The organism is Colwellia piezophila ATCC BAA-637 (assembly GCF_000378625.1).
Classification (GTDB): Bacteria; Pseudomonadota; Gammaproteobacteria; order Enterobacterales; family Alteromonadaceae; genus Colwellia; species Colwellia piezophila.
Genome location: NZ_KB905169.1, coordinates 1 through 19,249 on the forward strand (window position 1 = coordinate 1; position 19,249 = coordinate 19,249).

16 protein-coding genes are annotated in these 19,249 nt (G+C 39.1%); 8 read left to right on the forward strand and 8 right to left on the reverse strand.

Going from position 1 to position 19,249, the window contains the following annotated elements; all coding sequences use genetic code 11:
* A partial coding sequence (locus F580_RS0116300) for a LysR family transcriptional regulator (RefSeq protein ID WP_019028599.1) occupies positions 1-481 on the reverse strand: 481 nt, incomplete at its 3' end.
* 142 nt (positions 482-623) lie between these two features.
* Between F580_RS0116300 and F580_RS0116305 the strand changes: the two genes are divergently transcribed.
* From F580_RS0116305 to F580_RS0116315, 3 genes are all read left to right on the forward strand, one after another.
* A complete protein-coding gene (locus tag F580_RS0116305) occupies positions 624-1,109 on the forward strand; it encodes a VOC family protein (RefSeq protein WP_019028818.1) in 486 nt (161 codons plus the stop codon).
* Positions 1,110-1,217: 108 nt separating this feature from the next.
* Positions 1,218-1,601, forward strand: coding sequence for a lactoylglutathione lyase (gene gloA / locus F580_RS0116310; protein ID WP_019028819.1), 384 nt, complete (start codon positions 1,218-1,220; stop codon positions 1,599-1,601).
* Between the two features lie 12 nt (positions 1,602-1,613).
* Positions 1,614-2,714 carry an alkene reductase gene (locus tag F580_RS0116315; RefSeq protein ID WP_019028820.1) on the forward strand — a complete coding sequence of 367 codons (1,101 nt, stop codon included), beginning with the start codon at positions 1,614-1,616 and terminating at the stop codon, positions 2,712-2,714.
* Positions 2,715-3,493: 779 nt separating this feature from the next.
* On the opposite strand, the gene F580_RS0116320 is transcribed toward F580_RS0116315, so the two are convergent.
* Complete coding sequence (locus F580_RS0116320) at positions 3,494-4,474, reverse strand: hypothetical protein (RefSeq protein WP_019028821.1); 981 nt, start codon at positions 4,472-4,474, stop codon at positions 3,494-3,496.
* 353 nt (positions 4,475-4,827) lie between these two features.
* Here F580_RS0116320 and F580_RS0116325 point away from each other — a divergent pair, with 353 nt between their 5' ends.
* The 3 genes from F580_RS0116325 to F580_RS0116335 are packed head-to-tail and all read left to right on the forward strand — an operon-like array spanning position 4,828 to position 7,310.
* The gene (locus tag F580_RS0116325; RefSeq protein WP_019028822.1) at positions 4,828-6,195 is read left to right on the forward strand and encodes a serine hydrolase domain-containing protein; all 1,368 of its coding nucleotides are present in this window, start codon (positions 4,828-4,830) and stop codon (positions 6,193-6,195) included.
* 51 nt (positions 6,196-6,246) lie between these two features.
* On the forward strand, positions 6,247-6,708 hold the full coding sequence (locus F580_RS24730; RefSeq protein WP_245560636.1) for an RNA polymerase sigma factor: 462 nt from the start codon (positions 6,247-6,249) through the stop codon (positions 6,706-6,708).
* On the forward strand, positions 6,705-7,310 hold the full coding sequence (locus tag F580_RS0116335) for a hypothetical protein (protein ID WP_019028824.1): 606 nt from the start codon (positions 6,705-6,707) through the stop codon (positions 7,308-7,310). The genes F580_RS24730 and F580_RS0116335 overlap by 4 nt, the downstream gene beginning before the upstream one ends.
* Positions 7,311-7,536: 226 nt before the next feature.
* Here F580_RS0116335 and F580_RS0116340 read toward each other — a convergent pair whose 3' ends face one another.
* The 6 genes from F580_RS0116340 to F580_RS0116365 all read right to left on the reverse strand — a co-directional run bounded on the left by F580_RS0116340 (position 7,537) and on the right by F580_RS0116365 (position 15,909).
* Positions 7,537-8,385 (reverse strand): SDR family NAD(P)-dependent oxidoreductase, encoded by an 849-nt coding sequence (locus F580_RS0116340; RefSeq protein WP_019028825.1) that lies wholly within the window; start codon positions 8,383-8,385, stop codon positions 7,537-7,539.
* A gap of 1 nt (position 8,386) precedes the next feature.
* Entirely contained in the window at positions 8,387-9,289 is a 903-nt protein-coding gene (locus F580_RS0116345; protein ID WP_019028826.1) for an alpha/beta fold hydrolase, read from the reverse strand.
* A gap of 68 nt (positions 9,290-9,357) precedes the next feature.
* Positions 9,358-10,857 carry a flavin-containing monooxygenase gene (locus tag F580_RS0116350; RefSeq protein WP_019028827.1) on the reverse strand — a complete coding sequence of 500 codons (1,500 nt, stop codon included), beginning with the start codon at positions 10,855-10,857 and terminating at the stop codon, positions 9,358-9,360.
* A gap of 156 nt (positions 10,858-11,013) precedes the next feature.
* Positions 11,014-11,709, reverse strand: a complete 696-nt coding sequence (locus tag F580_RS0116355) for a Crp/Fnr family transcriptional regulator (RefSeq protein ID WP_019028828.1) — start codon at positions 11,707-11,709, stop codon at positions 11,014-11,016.
* 166 nt (positions 11,710-11,875) lie between these two features.
* Positions 11,876-14,389, reverse strand: a complete 2,514-nt coding sequence (locus F580_RS0116360; protein WP_019028829.1) for a TonB-dependent receptor — start codon at positions 14,387-14,389, stop codon at positions 11,876-11,878.
* A gap of 98 nt (positions 14,390-14,487) precedes the next feature.
* Positions 14,488-15,909 carry an MFS transporter gene (locus F580_RS0116365; protein WP_019028830.1) on the reverse strand — a complete coding sequence of 474 codons (1,422 nt, stop codon included), beginning with the start codon at positions 15,907-15,909 and terminating at the stop codon, positions 14,488-14,490.
* A gap of 238 nt (positions 15,910-16,147) precedes the next feature.
* Between F580_RS0116365 and F580_RS0116370 the strand changes: the two genes are divergently transcribed.
* Together F580_RS0116370 and F580_RS0116375 are read left to right on the forward strand one after the other, a co-directional pair.
* A complete protein-coding gene (locus F580_RS0116370) occupies positions 16,148-17,773 on the forward strand; it encodes a carboxylesterase/lipase family protein (RefSeq protein ID WP_019028831.1) in 1,626 nt (541 codons plus the stop codon).
* Positions 17,770-19,188 carry an MATE family efflux transporter gene (locus F580_RS0116375; RefSeq protein ID WP_019028832.1) on the forward strand — a complete coding sequence of 473 codons (1,419 nt, stop codon included), beginning with the start codon at positions 17,770-17,772 and terminating at the stop codon, positions 19,186-19,188. The genes F580_RS0116370 and F580_RS0116375 overlap by 4 nt, the downstream gene beginning before the upstream one ends.
* The last annotated feature ends 61 nt before the right edge of the window (positions 19,189-19,249 follow it).

The following is a 19,249-nucleotide window of genomic DNA, read 5'->3' on the forward strand; positions in this document are numbered from 1 at the left end:
GGCCAAGCTCCACTACATCAAATAGGCTATGGATTGGCGCATCAGTGATGATACCAAGGTCAATTATTCCCGTTTGTATTTCATTTAATATCTGATGATTAGGCGCTGCTTTTAGTTTAACAACAAGCTGAGGGTGCTGAACTTGTAAATCCAATAACTTAGGATAAAGCATCAGAGCAAGTGCACCAGAGCAAGCTAAAGTACAATCGCCAGAAAGCGGGTCGTCGAACGCTAACAGTTCCATTAACCCTTGCTCATTTTTAACTAATTGCCCTGCATATTGATAAACTAACCTGCCCTGCTCAGTTACTTCGAAGCTCTTTTTTTCTCTGCGAATTAAAGCATGACCGCATGCTTTTTCAAGTTTACTAATATGCTGGCTGACCCCAGGCTGAGTCATAAATAACTTTTCTGCCGTTTTCGTAAAATGCCCCATATCAACGAGCGTTACAAACGTATTTAACCATGTAGGGTTTAGCATCACCAAGTTCCATAACAATAAATTATCATTATGATTATAATTGATAATTTCAACTAATATATAATATTCCATACAATAGCGTCATTAAATTAAATCACGAATTAAACACTTAAATTCAAAACAGTTAAGTTTGGAGTAAATTATGAAAATGAATCACGTAGGTCTTATGGTTGGCGATATGGATATAGCGGTTGAGTTTTACACTAAAGCGCTTGGTCTTAAAATTGTAATGGGCAACACTAAGGTAAAAGAAGAGCGTGAAACTGCCATTGGCAGAATGTGTGTGGCTGTTTTTGGTGAAGGCTTTAAAGGCTTCAACATTGCACACCTGGTTACGACTGATGGCATTGGTGTTGAAATGTTTGAAATGAAAGAGCGTCAAGAACGTCACGAAGTTGATTTCACACGCCTTGGTATATTCCACTTCTGTCTTCAAACAGATGACTTCGAAGGTGCTATTGCGCGTACTGAGCAATATGGCGGTAAAGTGCGTATGGACATTATGCGCTACCACCCAGAAGACGACAGTAAACAAGCAAAAATGGTTTACTTAGAAGACCCGTTTGGTAATTTATTTGAGCTTTACTCGCACTCTTATGAAGAAACTTACGCTTCTGATTACGAGTAGTTTAATAGGCTGATATTAAGCTAAATATTAGCCTATTAGTAAGGTAACAATCCCATCCTTGCCCTCATTATTTATGATAACAAGATTTATAACGCGACAGGCATTCAAATGAATAAAATTTTACACACCATGTTAAGAGTTACGGACCTTGAGCAATCAATCGATTTTTATACCACTGTATTAGGCATGAAAGTACTCGACAGAACAGATAACAATGAATATCGCTATACCTTGGTATTTGTTGGTTACGAAGGGCAAGGTTCAACGATTGAACTAACTTACAACTGGGATACAAATCAATACGATCTTGGCAATGCGTTTGGTCACCTTGCACTAGGCGTCGATGATATTTACGCCGCCTGTGACAAGATCAAAGCACTCGGTGGAAACGTAACCCGTGAAGCAGGACCTGTAAAGGGCGGAAAGACACAGATAGCTTTTATTACGGACCCCGACGGTTACCAAATTGAATTGATCCAGTTATCAAAATAAGAGAAAAACAAGATGAACGATGCACTATTTCAAACCATAAAACTCGGTAAGATCACGTTAAAAAACCGTATTGTAATGCCTCCAATGACTCGATCTCGCGCAAGCCAACCAGGTAATTCAGCGAACCAGATGATGGCTGATTATTATGCTCAACGCGCATCAGCGGGCCTTGTTATAGCTGAAGGTACTCAAATTTCAGCTATGGGCCAAGGCTATGCTTGGACTCCGGGTATCTATACGCCAGAGCAAATTGCCGGATGGAAAAAAGTAACCGATGCTGTTCACGCAAAAGGCGGCGCTATATTTGCTCAACTTTGGCATGTTGGCCGAGTTACTCACCCTGAAAATATCGGTGGTGAACAGCCTATTTCATCTTCAGCGTTAAAAGCAGTGAATGTAAAAGTTTTCATTGATAATGGCACAGATAAACCTGGTTTTGTTGATGTGGTAGAGCCACGAGAAATGACCAAAGCTGACATTCAACAAGTGATCGGTGAATATCGCCAAGCAGCATTAAATGCGATTGAAGCAGGTTTTGATGGTATTGAATTGCACGCTGCCAACGGCTACTTGATTAACCAGTTTATTGATTCTGAGGCTAATAATCGTACTGATGAGTACGGTGGCTCTATCGAAAACCGACTACGTTTTCTTAGCGAAGTGGTTGCCGCAATAAGCGAGGTCATTGGCGTTGATCGTGTCGGTGTTCGTCTCGCGCCATTCACATCATTAAATGGCACAGTAGATACAACACCAGTAGAAACATACACCGCTGCCGTAGTAATGCTCAATACACACAAGGTTGTTTACATTCATATCGCTGAAGTTGATTGGGATCAAGCACCAGAAACGCCAAAAGCGTTTAAATCTGCGGTTCGAGAAGCCTACCAAGGTGTACTCATTTATGCTGGACGTTACAACGATAAAAAAGGTGCACAGGCAATCACTGATGGTGTGACAGATATGGTTGGTTTTGGCCGCCCATTTATCGCCAACCCAGATTTGCCAAATCGCATGAAGAATGGTTTCCCATTGGCGGTTCACAATCCAGACACATTGTTTGGTGGTGCAGAGCAAGGACTAACGGATTATAACGAGTATAGTCCTTGCTAGTTAATTTACTGCAATTTATAGCCACAGTTATGAGCTTCATTACGCAAGTGGTGCGTATAGCTAAGTAGCTCTATTTTAATTTAAATTAAATTAAAAAAACTGATGCGTATCAATGGGATTACTTAACGTAATCCCATTTTTATGTCTGAAGTGATCTAAATTTTATAGATTATTACTTAAACATTGTATTTCGCTATTACTATTTAAGTGAGCACTTTAAACTTCAGCTCTTGTGAACTATGCCATCCATGTTAACTTCAAACGATCAAGATTAACTATGCCACCGAGTGTGAACTATGCCACCCATGTTAACTTCAGATTATGATTAACTATGCCAGATTAACTATGCCACCCATGTTAACTTCAAACGATAATAGCGCGATGATACTTCTATTATTTCTTGCATACTCATCGCATAAAAAGATATTTAGCAAGTTAATCTCTATCTACTAAAAACTTGCGGCTAATATCGACAAAATCACCAAATTTAAAACACAGTAAACCCGTCACACTAAGGCAACCTTTACTTTTTATACTGATTAAAGTGAGAAATCACCAGATTAACTATGCCACCCATGTTAACTTCAAACAATAACAGCGCGATGATACTTCTATTATTTCTTGCATACTCATCGCATAAAAAAATATTTAGCAAGTTAATCTCTATCTACTAAAAACTTGCGGCTAATATCGACAAAATCACCAAATTTAAAACACAGTAAACCCGTCACACTAAGGTAACCTTTACTTTTTATACTGATTAAAGTGAGTAAAAAGAGTTATGCCGTGTTCAAGCAGGCTTGAGCATTGGCTATACCATGGGCTCGTTGCAAACCGACATGCTCACTAAATTCACATAAGTGCTCAGCTGTGCCAACAGCTCCCGTGAAGATGCATTCAAACTCGGTAGTGAGTTTTAACCAACTTTCATTGCTGATGTGCAGCCTTGCAAGAATATTTTCTGCTTTAGCGCTAATAGCGCCGCGTTTATCATCACGGACAATACGACCTGTTTCATCAACGAGGGTTAAGTAGTCTTTTAAACTAAAGCTGATACCTACTTTTTTGTGTTGCTGTTCATTTCCCGTAAAAGCTAATAACGATGTTGGTTGTTTACCTGTTATTGCAGCCTTGATACGTAATTGAATACTAGTGAAGTCTGATTGCTCTGGTGTATCACTAATCCTTGCTCGTACTGGGTTTAAATCAACATAAGCCATACATGAGAGTAAAGCACCCTCATCAAGTAGCGCCTGTGATTTAAACCGCCCTTCCCAAAAATGTCCTGTGCATTTATCTTCTTTATTTGCTTGCCTGGCTATTGGCTCGTTAAGCGAACGCATAAACCAACTGATATCGATTAACCTTTTTTTATAAATTTCAGCTGAACTTTCAACCATAGCTAATTGAAACTTATCAAGGACTTGTTTATTTTGATATTGTCTGGTGAGATATGTGCCTTTGAACAACTGGTGCCAACGCTTAAGTATCTCTGCTGTAGACCAACTTTTTACTTGCTCGCTATCCACATGAAGCACGAGGTGAAGATGATTATGCATCACAGCATGGGCGCAAATATCGATAGAAAACACTTGAGATAATTGAAAGATACGCTGTTCAATCCATGCACGCCTATGCTCAAAGCTCACGCCTGTTTCTTTATCTACCCCACACAAAAACGCCTTTCGTACCGTGCGACTGCAAATGTGATAAAAAGGCGTATCTAATAAACTAATTTGTTGTGAGCGAGGCTTAGGCATAATAATCACCAAACTTAATTAAGGTAAGTTAAGCCTAGTTTAATGAAGGAAATATAACCAAGTTATAATGGGTGGCCTGATAACTTGAGCGAGCGAGGCTTAGGCATAATAATCACCAAACTTAATTAAGGTAAGTTAAGTCTAGTTTAATGAAGGAAATATAACCAAGTTATAATGGGTGGCCTGATAACTTCTCATGGGTGGCCTGATAACTTACTCTCCCCTACTAATGTATAAATATTTTGTCTAGAAAATAAAATTAAAAGCAAATGTCACAAATACCTTTCGCAACAGACTAATTATAAGAACTGTTTAATTACAGACTATTTTGTTGTTAGTGAGGTAAAAATATTATGGAAATTATAGACACCATGTTGAGGTTCTTAAATGAACTATTTGTTCCTGCAGAACTAGTTTTCATTGGAATAATTATAGACGTTGTATTATTGCTACTTGTAGCAAAAGCTTTCTTTTTTGTCGGGCGAAAATTTAAATTAATTTCAGATGAAAAATATCAGAAATTTATTAATAAAAATAAGGCGGTGTCTAAGTGGAAAAAAGGCATGAGACGTACTCTGCCAATTGTCGCTGTTGTGATGATGTTTACTATTGGCTATCGATTGAGCTGGCAGCCAGACACTAACATAAAACAATGGCAACAAGGCGACATTGGTCAATTAACGACTCAAACGAATCAGCAATTAGAAAGATTTATTCGTGAACAAGACATTAGAGACTTATGTGTTGGAATTATTAAAGACAAGCAAACCTATTCAACCTGCTTTAGCCAAAGCCCAGCTGAGGATAACTTTGAGCTTAATGATGAATCAATTTTTGAAATTGGCTCTATAACAAAAACCTTTACCTATGCTGCAATGATTAAGGTGCTAGATAAACACAATATCCCATTAACCGGTGAAATAGGGCCATACCTGCCAAAAGCTATTTCCCAGAAAAACCCTCAGCTAACCGAAGTTACCTGGCAGCAATTAGCAACTCATTCTTCAGGGTTAAGTCGTGAACCGATGGGCTTAAATTGGCCGACAATTTTAACGCAACTCAATGTTTTAAGGTTTGCTAATGCCTGGGAACCCTATACAACAGAATATGTTAATCATTACTTGCAGTCGGCTGAATTAAATAAAGAGCAATACGCGAGTTACTCGAATCTTGCTGTAGGGCTGCTTGGTGTATTAATTAGTGAGTTGGAGGGTAAATCCTATGCGCAGCTTATTACTGACGAAATAGCATTACCACTGAATATGACAGCGACTCGGACTAATCGCTCGGCTTATAAAGATAAAACTGTCCAAAGTTATGGACAATACCGAAGAGCTGGAAGCCTAGTAACGTCAACAAAGTCGGAAACAACGAGACTCTCTGAAGCATTGGCTGGCGCAGGCGCAATTAGCTCGTCATTGAGCGATATGATGCTTTACTTAGATGACCGCATGCAAGCCTATCAAACACCTATCTTTCAACAAGAAAAGTATGTCATGCCAACTAAAAAAGGAGCTAAAATCAACTTAGGTTGGCCTGTTTTATCATTATCAGCAGACAATGAACAAAAAGTTGTTATACACGATGGCATGGTTGGTGGCTTTGTTAGTTTTATCGGTTTTGATGAATCCAGTGAAGTTGGGATTGTTATTTTAGCGAATGGTACTCGCGATGTAACTAACTTAGGGTTAGATGTATTAAAACGAGTCATATTAAAGTAAATACAGTTAACATAATGAGAGATAAACCAGTTGCATAAAGAATTCGATAGCGTGATAGAAAGTAATCAGGGCCGGATACGTCACATCGTCTCTCGTTATTGTACGCCTGAGGAATTTGAAGATTTGTATCAGGAAATCTTATTGCAACTATGGCGTAGCTTTGATTCATTTAAAAATAATTCATCAAGGGAAACATGGCTTTATAAAGTAGCTTTAAATACAGCCTGTACTTTTGTCAGTACAAATATCAAAAATAGAGAATTAGATGACACCTTGTCAAAGCTAAATATTCAAGAGGAGCAATATGGTCAAGAAAGTTGTCAGGCTGATATTTTAAATAATTTTATGAAAACACTTGGTGATATTGATGCCAATATTTTAATGATGTATTTGGATGGTATTTCCTCTGAAGGTATGGCTGAAGTCGTGGGAATAAATGCAAGTGCGGTGAGAGCACGAATCAAACGGATAAAAAAGTCGTATGAAAACAAATATATTGGAGAAAAGTCATGATGTTCGATGATCTAAAAGTAGAGTGGAAGAATGAAGTTGCTCAGAAAAAGAATAATATTCGCTTGGCTTTTTCAAGTGAGCCACTGGAAAGGGAAGCAAATAAAATTGATAAGTTGGTAAAAAAGCAAAACATAATAGAAATAACAACCGCCATCGTGTTTTTACCCTTTATTTTGTATTTTTTACTCAATTCAGAAAATTCTGTTCAGTCAATTGGCTATAGTATCTGGATCTATGTGTGTTTAATTACGCCATATAAACTAGTAAAAGCTAGAATGATCAAGGTTGATAAAAATAATAGTATGAAAAGTTATTTACAGGTGGAAAAACTAAAAACGATTGAGCAATTAAATTTATTAAGAACTTTTGTCTGGTGGCATATCATACCTATATTACTTGGATTAATTTTAATTTCGGCAGGCTCTACTATGGATGAAACCGGTACTTTACATATTAGCTTCTCACTTAAAATATATTACGTCCTGTGCACCTTAGGTGCGATAGGAATTTATTTTTATAATAAAAAAATGGCTGATAATAAATTTAAACCACTACTCGATAAGATAAATCAGCGATTAGATGAGATACAGGATACGTTTTAATGTTGCCTTTACTCCTCATTGCTTAACTGTCTGAATTAAATTAACCATGGCACCACGTACTACACAGAGTTACACCATCGTATCAAGCATGGCTTTTATTCATAAATCGGATCGTTTTGATTAACAACTGAATAGGGTCTGTGGCTTACCCAGTATAAGATTTTATTACTCTGCCACCGTAGCTAAATATCACCAATTAAGTGAACTTAACCGGTGATATTTACCACTATTGACGCCGACGCTTGGCGATAACACCCTTTTCAAAACCTAAGATCTTTTCATACGTTGCGGGAAACCAGCGAACAATACGGTCAAGTAACTTAGCATCATTACCAATCAATATTCGGCGTTTATTCTTGGTTAAGCCCTGTAAAATAACCTCTGCGGCTTGCTCTGCTGTGGTTTTTGCTTGTTTATTAAAGTCAGCTAAAATTTTACTTTTGGAGACATGAGTCGATGATATTTTTGCGTTATTAGTGATATTGGTTTTAATGCCACCAGGATGAACACAATGCACGGCAACATTGGTACCGGCCATTTCCATTTTTAACGACTCGGTAAAACCCCGTACCGCAAACTTTGATGAGTTATACGCACTTTGTAATGGTAAAGACAACAAACCAAACAAGCTTGATACATTGACTAAATGTGCTTTAGGTGATTTTTTTAAGTAGGGTAAAAATGCGTGAGAGCCATGCACTACGCCCCAAAAGTTAATATTCATTAACCAATGAAAATCTGCCAAACTTTGATTTTCAACAGAATCGATTAAACTCACGCCAGCATTATTAAAGAGCATATCAACACCCGATAATTCATTATTTACTCGGTGAGAAAAATGTATAAAAGCCTGATTATCCGATACATCTAATTCTTCAATCAAACACTGTATGTCAAATGAGTTTAATTCATCCTTTACCGTCTTTAACGCTGCAAAGTTTTTATCCGCCAATGCCAAGTGGCAACCTTGCTCAGCTAATTTAAAGGCTAATGCCCTACCAATACCCGAGGCGGCCCCCGTGATCACCGCGACTTTACCGTTAAAGTATTGTTTAAACTTGTCTTGGTTACTCATATTAAAACTCCACTGCTTGAGCATGCTCGACAATGTCGTTAACAATGCTCGGAATTAATTCAATAGGGAAATCGTGCCCCATTCCCTGGTAAATTTGTAATTTTGCTTTTGAAATGGCTGTTGCTGTCGCGAGTCCGCCATCAAGATGGACTAAACCATCACTGTCACCATGTATAACTAAGGTTGGTGTGAGCACACTCTTTAATCGCTCGGTCCTATCTGGCGCGGTCAAAATAGCCAATATTTGACGAAGGGTGCCTTTGCCGCTGATACCTCTTTCTAAAAGTTTACCTACTCTTAAAGAAAGGTCAGTTTCGTTTATCGGATACTGTGGACTGCCAATGGCGCGCCATTTATTAACGTGGTAATTAAGACGATCTTCATAATCCGAAGAGGCCGGTTTTTGAGCCAAAGCCCTTTTGACTTCAACATCAATAGCGGGCAATTGTTTGTAGCCGGTAGTAGACATAATTGAGGTCAAACTGAGTAAACGATCTGGGTGATTAATAGCTATTAATTGGGCTATCATACCGCCCATAGAAGCGCCAACCACATGCACTTTATCAATGCCTAAGGCATCCAATAATGCCAAAGTATCTAACATCATATCTTCAAGTTGGTAGGGAACGTTAACTGAAAACCCACACTTGATTTTGATTACCGTCCACAATAAATTTGGTATCGCTAAATGATTTAACTGCTCTGATTTCCCCATATCTCGGTTATCAATCAGTAAAACGCGAAAGCCCTTTTCAACTAAAGACTCAACCATTTCTACTGGCCATCCCGTTAAAGGAGTGCTCAAACCATGCACTAATAACAAGACAGGGTTTTGTTCATCACCATGAATTTGATAGGCTATACTAATGCCATTGGCGTTTATTTTTTTATCAATGAAAATCAAAATACTTCCTAATTTACAAAAGGATAGGTGGTTACGCGTTACCGAAATGTTTACTATTCAAACGATAACTACTTATAAGAAAACAACTCATCATCTAAATTAACCTTGGGTAGTACTTCTTTTTCAGACCAATAATCTTGGCTATGCTGCCAGTCGGCTTTACTACCACGCTTAGGCAATAAATGCATTGAGCGCATCATATAACCGGGGTTAAATTCCTTAGTATCAATCCAAGGTAATAACTCCATATCTTTATCTTCTTCACGTAAAGTCATGGTCACTTGTTTCACCTGTTTATCATCCATGTGCCTAAGTAAACGACAAACAAAATCACCAATTAAATCGACACGTAAAGTCCAACTCGCGCGGAAATATCCCATCACCCAAGTCATGTTTGGAATGCCGGTAAACATCATGCCGCGATAGCCAACCGTCTGTGAAAAATCAACCACTTTATCATCCACAGAAAACTCAATTCCACCTAAGACACTTAAATTAAAACCAGTCGCAGAAACGATAATATCGGCCTCAAGTTGCTCACCTGATTTGAGTAAAATACCTTGCTTGTTAAAACATTCTATTTCATCGGTTTTGATACTCACTTTACCCGAGCGAATACCCGCGAAAATATCACCATCAGGCACGACGGCGATACGTTGGCGCCACGGATTATAATCAGGGGTAAAATGCTTAGCGACATCAAAATCTCCGCCTAAATGCTCTTGTACCGTGTCAATCAAGGCTTTCTTCACTTCATTGGGATAGGCTTGCGCTGTTTTTATAAAGCCCTCTTGTTCTTGTAATATTTGTTGACGAGAAATTTCATGTATCCATTTATCATCGATATTAAGGGCGCGTAACTGATCGGTTAACGGGTTTTCATTTTTACGTGGGAAAAAGTAAGTCGGTGAACGCTGTAATATCGTAACGTGTTTAGTCTCATCGGCAATATTGGGCACCAGTGTTGCCGCGGTTGCTCCTGAGCCAATAACAACGACAGTTTTATCTTGGTAGTTTAAGTCTTCAGGCCACGTTTGCGGGTGAATTAGTTCACCTTCAAATTTATCCATGCCATCCCACTTCGGCGTGTACCCTTTTTCGTGTTTATAGTAACCCTGACACATCCATAAGAAGTTAGCGGTAAAAACGTGCGTCTCTTGTGTGGCTTTATTTAAGGCCGTAATGGTCCATAACTGGGCTTTATTACACCATTTTGCCGTTGATACATGGTGGTTGTAGCGAATATGTGGTGCTAAATCATTTTCATCAATAACTTCTTGCAAGTAGGTCATGATCTCTTGGCCGGTCGCAATAGGTTTACCTGTCCAAGGTTTAAAGCGATAACCAAAGGTAAATAAATCACTATCAGAGCGTATGCCCGGGTATTTATGCATATGCCAAGTACCACCAAAACTTTCCATACCATCGAGTACACAAAAAGTTTTATCTGGATTTTGATCTTTTAAGTGGTAAGCACTGCCCAGACCTGAAATGCCGGCGCCGATGATCATAACGTCGAAATGTTCGACGTTTGTGTTGTTAGTGATAGCTTGGTTTTGTTTACTCATAACTTTACCTATTGGTGATATTGCCTACTCGAAGTGATTTACTGATACTGGCTGACAGTATTGAAACGCTTGTATTCAAGTAACACTGGGTTATCCAAAATTTCTTTAATATGTCTTTAAAACTGCTTTAACATGTAGTAAAAGGTTGCTAGCTTATTAATCATTTTTTATCTGTGTTTTTTTTCTTAATGCGGGAATATCCTTGATAAAATACTGCTGTCCTTGAATGGCCAAGATACCTGCCCGCTCCCATTCTTTCAGGGTTTTATTAATTCGTTGTCTAGAGCCCATGGTCAATTCAGCGAGTTCTTGCTGACTCATTTTTTTATTAATGAGCACACCATTTTCGGTTTCTTTACCATAATGACGAGCAAACCATAAAATTCGTCCCGCCAAGCGCGCGGCTAAAGGATAAAACAACATGCCGCCAAGCAGCTCAGACATTTTCAAAGTACGGTTTGCCTGAAAGAGAAATAAATTCTTATAAATAACCGGATATTTGTCGGCAACAGCCTGGACAACACGTTTAGGGATTTCAATAATGCTGGAGTTTTCTAATACCTGAGCTTCAAACATTTGTGTCGGTTGATTGGTCAGGGCAAGCTCGCCCAACCATTCATTGGCTGAAAACTCAGTAATTGAAAATTCTTGTCCGCCAATGCTGCTTATTTTTATGCGAACAAAACCAGATACCACGGCATAAACAAAATCACTTTCTTGTGCCAAACGGTATAGATATTTTTTGTTGTCATAATGCTTTAAACGCGCTGACTTTATGATAGTCTCACGGCCCTCTTCTGGCACATCATCAAACCAAGCACATGAATTAATTAAAAGATTTATACTACTCATTAAAATTCCAGGGCGGTGTAGCTAATAACAAATGGATTGATTTCTCGTTAAGACATCAAAAAATCAATCTGATTGGTACCATACATTTAGTTAATAAATTGAAATCATCAATTGAAAAAATAAGTGGTGGCAAAGTTCTGTTAAAAGAACTTTGCCTATTTGTTAACTAATCAAAGTTATAACGAAGTTGTATCGCATAAGTTACGGGGTCTGTGTATTCACCGCTTGAACCACGGGTATCAGGGAATGGTGCACTTCTATGAATTAAATCACGATTATCACCTGCGTTTTTAACAAAGGCAGAAATAACATAGGTATCTTCTGGTGAAGACCAGCTAATACGGGCATCAACGTTATCGTAGCTTTCAACTTTATCCCAATCATCTCGGTTAAATGAACGCGTGTATTGTTCGCCAATCCAAGAATAACCAGCACTTAATGACAGCATACCCATATCGCCTAATTCAACAAACTGAATAAGGTTTAAACTGAACTTACTTTCTGGCGCCATGTTCAACTGATTACCGGTCAAGTCTTGAACTTCACATTCGCCTAATATGGTACAAGCAGTTGAATCTACTGCAGAATAGTCATCATATTCAGACTTATTGAAAGAATATGATGAATTGAGCATAAGATTATCAGTGATTAGCATATCAATGCTTAATTCCAAACCGGTAATCGAAGCTTCAGCGGCATTGTCAAAAGCGGTGACGGGCTTACCTGCTTCAATGATCGTTGAGGTAACTTGTAGGTCAGTGTAATCGTAGTAATAAGCAGCAGCGGTTAAATTTACTCGGTTTTCCCATAAAGAACGTTTGTAACCAATTTCATAAGCGGTTAACTCTTCTGGGTCTACTACATCGGGATCATCAAGCGTTGGAGAGCCTAAGTTAAAGCCCCCTGAACGATATCCTGTGGCGACATAAGCGTATAAGAAGCTATCATTATCGATAGTCCAATCAGCTTGTACGCGCCAAGTTGTTTTGCTCCAGTCATCTTTAACTGTATGTGCTGTTTTAGCTAACCCTAAGTAGGCAAAAACTTCATCACTACCTTCTTTTTCATCTGTCGAATAACGTAAGCCAGTGGTAATGGTTAAATCATCCGTTAAGTTATATTCAAGTTGACCATAAATAGCGGTTGACGTGGTTTCTAAGTTATTTTGGGTATAAAACAAGTAACCGCCATCTTCACCGGTTGCTTCATAAGGGGCGCCACCTAACATGTCTGAGTAGGCTTTATACAAACTAACTGGGTAATATCCTGCTGGTGCCCATCCTAATATTTCGCCTGTATCGGTAGCTCCACCATAAGCTCTTTGTATTGCATCACCTTGCATTAAACCATAACCGCGCTCAACATAGTCATTGTACTGGCTTTCTTTATTATTGAAATAATACAAACCAGCAATAAAGTTTAAGTTACCACTGTAATTAGAGACTAACTGTAATTCGTGTGATGTAGATTCACCTGTTTGCATCGTACTTGTGGTCATGTCAGACGCTAGAGTAATACCTTTGGTATAACCTGACGCTGGATCAAGCATATAAGGTGCGCCCAGTTGAGCATACATCATCGAAACATCCATACCGCCGTAAGCAGCGTTAGTAACATCACCATCTTGTAATAAATCATATTCATAATCGAATTGACCATAAGTATATTTAAGGTCTAAATCACCAAATGAAATATCATTAACAAAAGTAAAACGTTCAGAAGTCGACTTTATATGACCTATGGTATCGACGTTAGTTTGACTGATATCTGCTACCGCTGGGTTAGTAAGTCCATAACCTGCTAAATGGTTTACCGCCGTTGCGCCAGGAAACATACCCGGAAAATTAACGGCACTACCGTTGACAAAGTCAGTTTGGTAATTATCTTTTAAATACGCTGTCGCTGGTATCTCATCACGTTTGTGATTCATATAACTCACTGAACTTGACCAATTATCTGTCCAATCACCTTTTAAGGTACCAGAGTAGTACGTGCGATCTGTAGTATCTAAATCTTCAAGACCTACGGCTAAGTTTTCTTGCATGCCATCACGAAGTTTCTTTGAAACAGTGACAATAGCTGAGAATGTTTCACCTAATGGACCGGTAACTTGTCCTTGAAGTACTTGATAACCATCATTACCAAATTCGGCATTAAGATAACCGCCAAAGTATTGCTCTGGTTTTTTACTGATTATGTTTATAGCACCACCTACAGAGTTACGGCCATAAAGTGTTCCTTGAGGACCACGTAATACTTCTACACGTTCCACATCACAGAAATTACAGTAATCAAAAATACCGTTTTCAGTGCTGTAAACACCGTCAGCATAGATACCAACACCCGGATCTGAGCCGAGGGCATTATTGGCACGTCCAACACCACGAATTGCCACTTTATTACCCGTGATAACTAAAGAGGGTGTGTATTGAACCAAGTCTTGTGCATTGGTGATATTTTTCTCTAACATATCGTCGGCACTAAAGGCACTAACCGCTTGTCCAGTTTCCATTAAGGTGGTGATACGTTTTGTGGAAGTAACCTCAATCACCTCGATGCCTGTCGCTTTTTCTTCAACCGCTTCCTCAGCGTTAATACTCGCTGAAAGTCCCATTGCGATAAAAGCGCAGGTTAATGGTGCTAACTTAAAAGATGTTTTTGAACACTTAGTAATACTCATGGCTATTCCCCAGTTGTTAATTAAATTATTATTATTATTGGTTGTTAGTTTTTTCTTATTGAACTTTATTATTTAACTCGTTGATAATTCTGTCTTTATTAATTATTTCTTTGAAATGCTAGTTGCGCGCTAATTTCTTCATGTCTACTTTTATTAAGATCATATTTAGTCGCTAGAAAAGCGGCGATAAAATAAATCAACATGGGCAATGGGCCGGCAATTAACCCTAAGTTATAAATGGTCTGCTCGCTGACTTGTGATACATCAACTTGTTTTGGAAAAGCAATCAGCTGTAAGCCTATGCCTGCGAATAAGGTACCAAAACCAAAGGTCGCTTTTTGCGCAAAGGAGTTGGCTGCAAAAAACAACCCCTCTTGACGCTTCTTAGTCGTTGTTTCATGTAAGTCAGCAATATCCGCTAACATTGAACCGATAATGATGCCTGCGGCAATAAAGAAGCTATAACCAACAACATAGGTTGAAAATAAAACCGGCATTAAGGATTCGGCGCCATTTTCAGGAAAAACGCCAATTAAGCGTAAAAGAATGGGACTAAAACTAAAGACGGTAGCCAGTAATAAACAAGTTACAAGACTTGGCATCTTATCAATACGTTTTGACATTACCGGAGCAATAATTGTCGCAGGAATAAGCCCTACCACGATGGTTAGTGTTAATAGTGCAATTTCACCAGGAGATAACTCAAAGAAGTAACTACCTATATAAAGCATGAACGTCGCGCCAGCACCGCCCGCAACCATGGTTAGTATTTGAACAATAAATATCAAACGAAATTGTCTTAACTTCAGTGCTTGTGAAAAAGCTTTAAAACTACGAGAAAAATCTACTTTCTTTTCATTTTTAGCTGGTTTAGATAAATGCGGGATGGTGTGTTTGGTACCCAACACACAAATAATCATAGCAACAAAGGCGATTACCGCTGCTAGTAGGCCTAAAGAGCTATAACCAGCACTATTTAACATGCCATTAGGGAATTGCTCTGATGCAGAAAAGAACGAATTTAATGCGACAACTGATAAGGTAATGCCACCGATATAACCTAAGAAGGTACGATAACTGACAATTTTAGTACGCTCTTGATAGTCATCACTCAACTCTGCCCCTAAAGCATTATGCGGCACATTAAACATGGTTAACATCAGTCGAACGACAATTGACCAACAGACCAACCAAAGAAACAAACCTTGTTGCTCTAAACCCGTTGGCGGTGTGAACAACATATAGATGGATAATGGGAATGGAATAATAGCGGCAATCATAAAGGGATGTCTGCGTCCCCAGGTTGAGTGCCAATTATCTGAAATATCGCCCATCAGCGGATCGGATACGGCATCAAATAACAAGGCAATTAAGGCGGCGAGTCCAGCCATAATTGCGGGTAAACCCAGTACCTGACTAAAATAAAAAACCAGAAAAGATTGGAAGGCGGTGTCTTTAACCCCCTGGGACATCTGCCCTACACCGTAGGAGACTTTAGTTAGAAAACTTAATTTAATCATCTTAATTCGCTCTTTAACCATCAATCATTAATAATGGTATTTGTTGATTTAGATCATAATTTGTAATTTGAACTTACAGTATGTAATTTTGACTTACAAGAATTAATTCACTAAAAAACGTTATTATTTTGTCTGTTTTAATGGCTAAAACCTGCCAACACCAATAAACACTTGCCCTACATTTGACCCGGTGGTATTTTATTTAACCTTGTAGTTTTTCTGTATTTAAGGTTTATTTATGAAAAAGAGTAAAAGCAATCAGCTCAAACCATGCACTCATGTGAAGGTTACAGCGCCATTATTAAATACAGAGCGTTTTTTGGCGATTGATTACAGTGAATCTCCACAACAAAATACTCGGTGGTCAAGACAAAGCCTAGCACCTAGCGCTAAGGTTATATCAACCCATCAAGTGCAATACGGTGCTATTGCCCCGCAATTAGCTAATGACCATGATCTGCTCATGTCACTGGCACTTATTGATAATCAAAGTGAAGATTGCTTAAACCTCAACATATATAGAAGTAAGTTAACCGCGCAATCAAAGCCAGGATCTCAGGTAAATTCTCTGGTAGATAGTGCTCAGCCCTGCCCTGTCATGGTTTGGATTCATGGTGGTGGTTTTACCATTGGCTCAGGTTCATTACCTATCTATGAGGGCAGCCATTTAGCGAAAGCCACCAATTGCCTTGTCGTCACCTTAAATTATCGCTTAGGAGCGCTGGGTTTTCTTCGTTTAAAAGATATTAGCAACCAAGAAATTGCTGCAACGGGTAATGAAGGGCTTGAAGACCAAATTCTTGCGCTGCGTTGGTTACAAGAAAATATACATAATTACGGCGGAGACAAAAATAACATCACTTTATTCGGCGAATCAGCGGGTGCTATGAGTATTGCCTGCTTACTTGCCATGCCTAAAGCGAAAGGTTTATTTCATAAGGTGATAATGCAAAGTGGTGCCGGGCATACTTTCAATACTGTTGAACAAGCCAATGAAGTAGCTAAAGAATTTTTGAACAGTGCAAATGCATTAGGTTTGTTGGCCTCGCAACTGGAACCAAAACAATTAGCTCAGCAATTACAACAATTAACCACTACACAAATTCTAAGCATCCAAGCGCACTTAACTGCCCGACCTGAAATTTACCGTAAATTTGGTATATTGCCCTTTAAGCCCGTCGTCGGAGACGCTGATTTGCCTTTAGCGCCTTATGAGGCAATTAAACAGGGTTGTGCATTAAATATTCCCATTATTTCTGGCTCTAATACCGATGAGTGGACGCTATTTGCTGCTATGCTTAAGCAAAACATTAGCGAGGAAAGTGTCTTGGACCATTGGTTAACTTCACTTATGGGTAAAGATAAAGTTGCTAGCACTAAGGCATTAATGAGCAAGCAATGTAAAAAGCGTCATATTGAACCCTCTATGCAAAACCTGTTGAGTGAAACGTTAACAGAATTTTGGTTTACTCAGCCAAGTTATCGTTTAGCTAATGCACAGATAACTGCCGGTGGTGAAGCCTATCGTTATAAGTTAGGCAGAAAAACAGTGATTCCAACGCTCCGCTGTACTCATATTACTGACTTAGGCTTAGTGTTTAATAATATCTCAAGTACTTTCCACGGTGATGAGCCTCGTGTCGCTGAATTAGTCACTGAAATACAAACATACTGGGGGAACTTTGCCCATTTTGGCACGCCAAATAATGCCGATGGTAAATGGCCCAAGCTAATTGATAAAACAGGTGAACACTCTGCTGACATAATGTTTTTTGATCACCATAAAACTTATATCGAAACCATACCGTTAGAAGAAATAGAGTTTTGGGCAACCGTGACCGATAAACAATTGGCCTCGTTTTGACTCCGTCCTCAAGTTCATCATCCACTGATTCAGGAAATAACTCGGTAGATAGTTCGGTAAGTAGTTCTGCAAGTGAAATTCACCCGCCAAAAGCTAACCAACCCTTTGTACCGCCAAGTATATGGCAGTTAGCATGGCCGACAACCATTGCCAATTTACTGTTAGCATCCGTTGGTTTTATTCAAATAATCCTCGCCGTACAATTTGGCACTGAAGCCACGGCTGCAGTTACGGTAAGCCAACGCATATTTTTCTTACTGCAAGCTTCGCTCTTTGGATTATCTGCCGGTGTTTCAGCAATAATATCCCGAAGCGTCGGTGCTAATGAGCAATTACGCACTAGCCAAGCTTTTCAAAGTGCTCTGTTATTAAGTCTTATACTTTCAATAACACTAGCGCTTACTTGTTATCTCTTTGCTGAGCAGTTAACTAATTTGTTTGGCATGAATGTCGAGACTCAAGCACTCTCCATTGCTTTGATAAAATGGGTTTGCCTCTTTAGTCCTATCTATTCTCTTAATATTATTATGGCGACATCGTTAAGAGCAACGGGCGATGCTTTTCATCCACTGATGCTTGCAATCATCAGTAGTGTCGGCAATGCCGTTGGCTGTTACCTGTTAAGTAACGGCTCTTTTGGATTGCCCAATTTAGGCGTTGAAGGTTTAATTATCGGCGGGGTAATCGGCTCGGCATGCACGCTCATTTTATACGGCATTTTATGGCGTAAAAACCACCTGGCAATTTATTACCCCATACAGAGCAATTACAAAGCAAAAATCCGCTTACTCTTAAAAGTTGGCATTCCGAGTGCTTTAGAGCAACTGTTATTGCAAATAGGCTTCGTTATTTTCACCATTGCCATTGCAACGTATGGCAGTGATGTACTCGCCGCTTATGGTCTCGGACTTAATGTCCTGACGTTAATATTGATAACCTCGTTAGCTTTTTCGATGTCTGGCGCCATTATCGTTGGCCAACACCTTGGCCGTGGTGAGCCTGATTTAGCTTATCAGCAGGCTTGGCGAGCATGGCGACTTTGCATCTGCTTTATGTCGCTCTTTGGTATTATCTTTATCTTCTTTAATCAAAACATCGCGGCGCTATTAACCGAAGACGTCAATGTGCAAAGTTATACCGCCATGTTTTTGCTCATTATTGGCTTTTCTATGCCATTAATAGCAACCGACTTTACTATTGGCGGTGCCATTCGCGGCGCAGGTGAAACTACCTATCCACTTATTGTTTCGGTTATCACCCTATTGCTCGTTCGTATTGCCCTACCCTATATCTTTATTCGTCAAGGTTATCCAGTAGAAGCACTCTTCGTTTTAACTGGGCTAGACTTCTTGATTAAGGCTATTTTTATGACACGCTACTTTCGTGGTAAAAAGTGGCAGGGAAAATTCTTCTAAGCACTCTATAAAAGCATGTCTCAAGTTATGCTTTATGGAATGTTTTAAGTAAAGTGTTGAA

What these genes read in the sequence shown, in the direction of transcription:
- F580_RS0116305 (WP_019028818.1), top strand. Translation starts at nt 624, where the DNA reads ATGAAAATGAATCACGTAGGTCTTATGGTTGGCGATATGGATATAGCG.
- gloA (WP_019028819.1), top strand. Translation starts at nt 1,218, where the DNA reads ATGAATAAAATTTTACACACCATGTTAAGAGTTACGGACCTTGAGCAA.
- F580_RS0116315 (WP_019028820.1), top strand. Translation starts at nt 1,614, where the DNA reads ATGAACGATGCACTATTTCAAACCATAAAACTCGGTAAGATCACGTTA.
- F580_RS0116320 (WP_019028821.1), bottom strand. Translation starts at nt 4,474, where the DNA reads ATGCCTAAGCCTCGCTCACAACAAATTAGTTTATTAGATACGCCTTTT.
- F580_RS0116325 (WP_019028822.1), top strand. Translation starts at nt 4,828, where the DNA reads ATGGAAATTATAGACACCATGTTGAGGTTCTTAAATGAACTATTTGTT.
- F580_RS0116335 (WP_019028824.1), top strand. Translation starts at nt 6,705, where the DNA reads ATGATGTTCGATGATCTAAAAGTAGAGTGGAAGAATGAAGTTGCTCAG.
- F580_RS0116340 (WP_019028825.1), bottom strand. Translation starts at nt 8,385, where the DNA reads ATGAGTAACCAAGACAAGTTTAAACAATACTTTAACGGTAAAGTCGCG.
- F580_RS0116350 (WP_019028827.1), bottom strand. Translation starts at nt 10,857, where the DNA reads ATGAGTAAACAAAACCAAGCTATCACTAACAACACAAACGTCGAACAT.
- F580_RS0116355 (WP_019028828.1), bottom strand. Translation starts at nt 11,709, where the DNA reads ATGAGTAGTATAAATCTTTTAATTAATTCATGTGCTTGGTTTGATGAT.
- F580_RS0116360 (WP_019028829.1), bottom strand. Translation starts at nt 14,389, where the DNA reads ATGAGTATTACTAAGTGTTCAAAAACATCTTTTAAGTTAGCACCATTA.
- F580_RS0116365 (WP_019028830.1), bottom strand. Translation starts at nt 15,909, where the DNA reads ATGATTAAATTAAGTTTTCTAACTAAAGTCTCCTACGGTGTAGGGCAG.
- F580_RS0116370 (WP_019028831.1), top strand. Translation starts at nt 16,148, where the DNA reads ATGAAAAAGAGTAAAAGCAATCAGCTCAAACCATGCACTCATGTGAAG.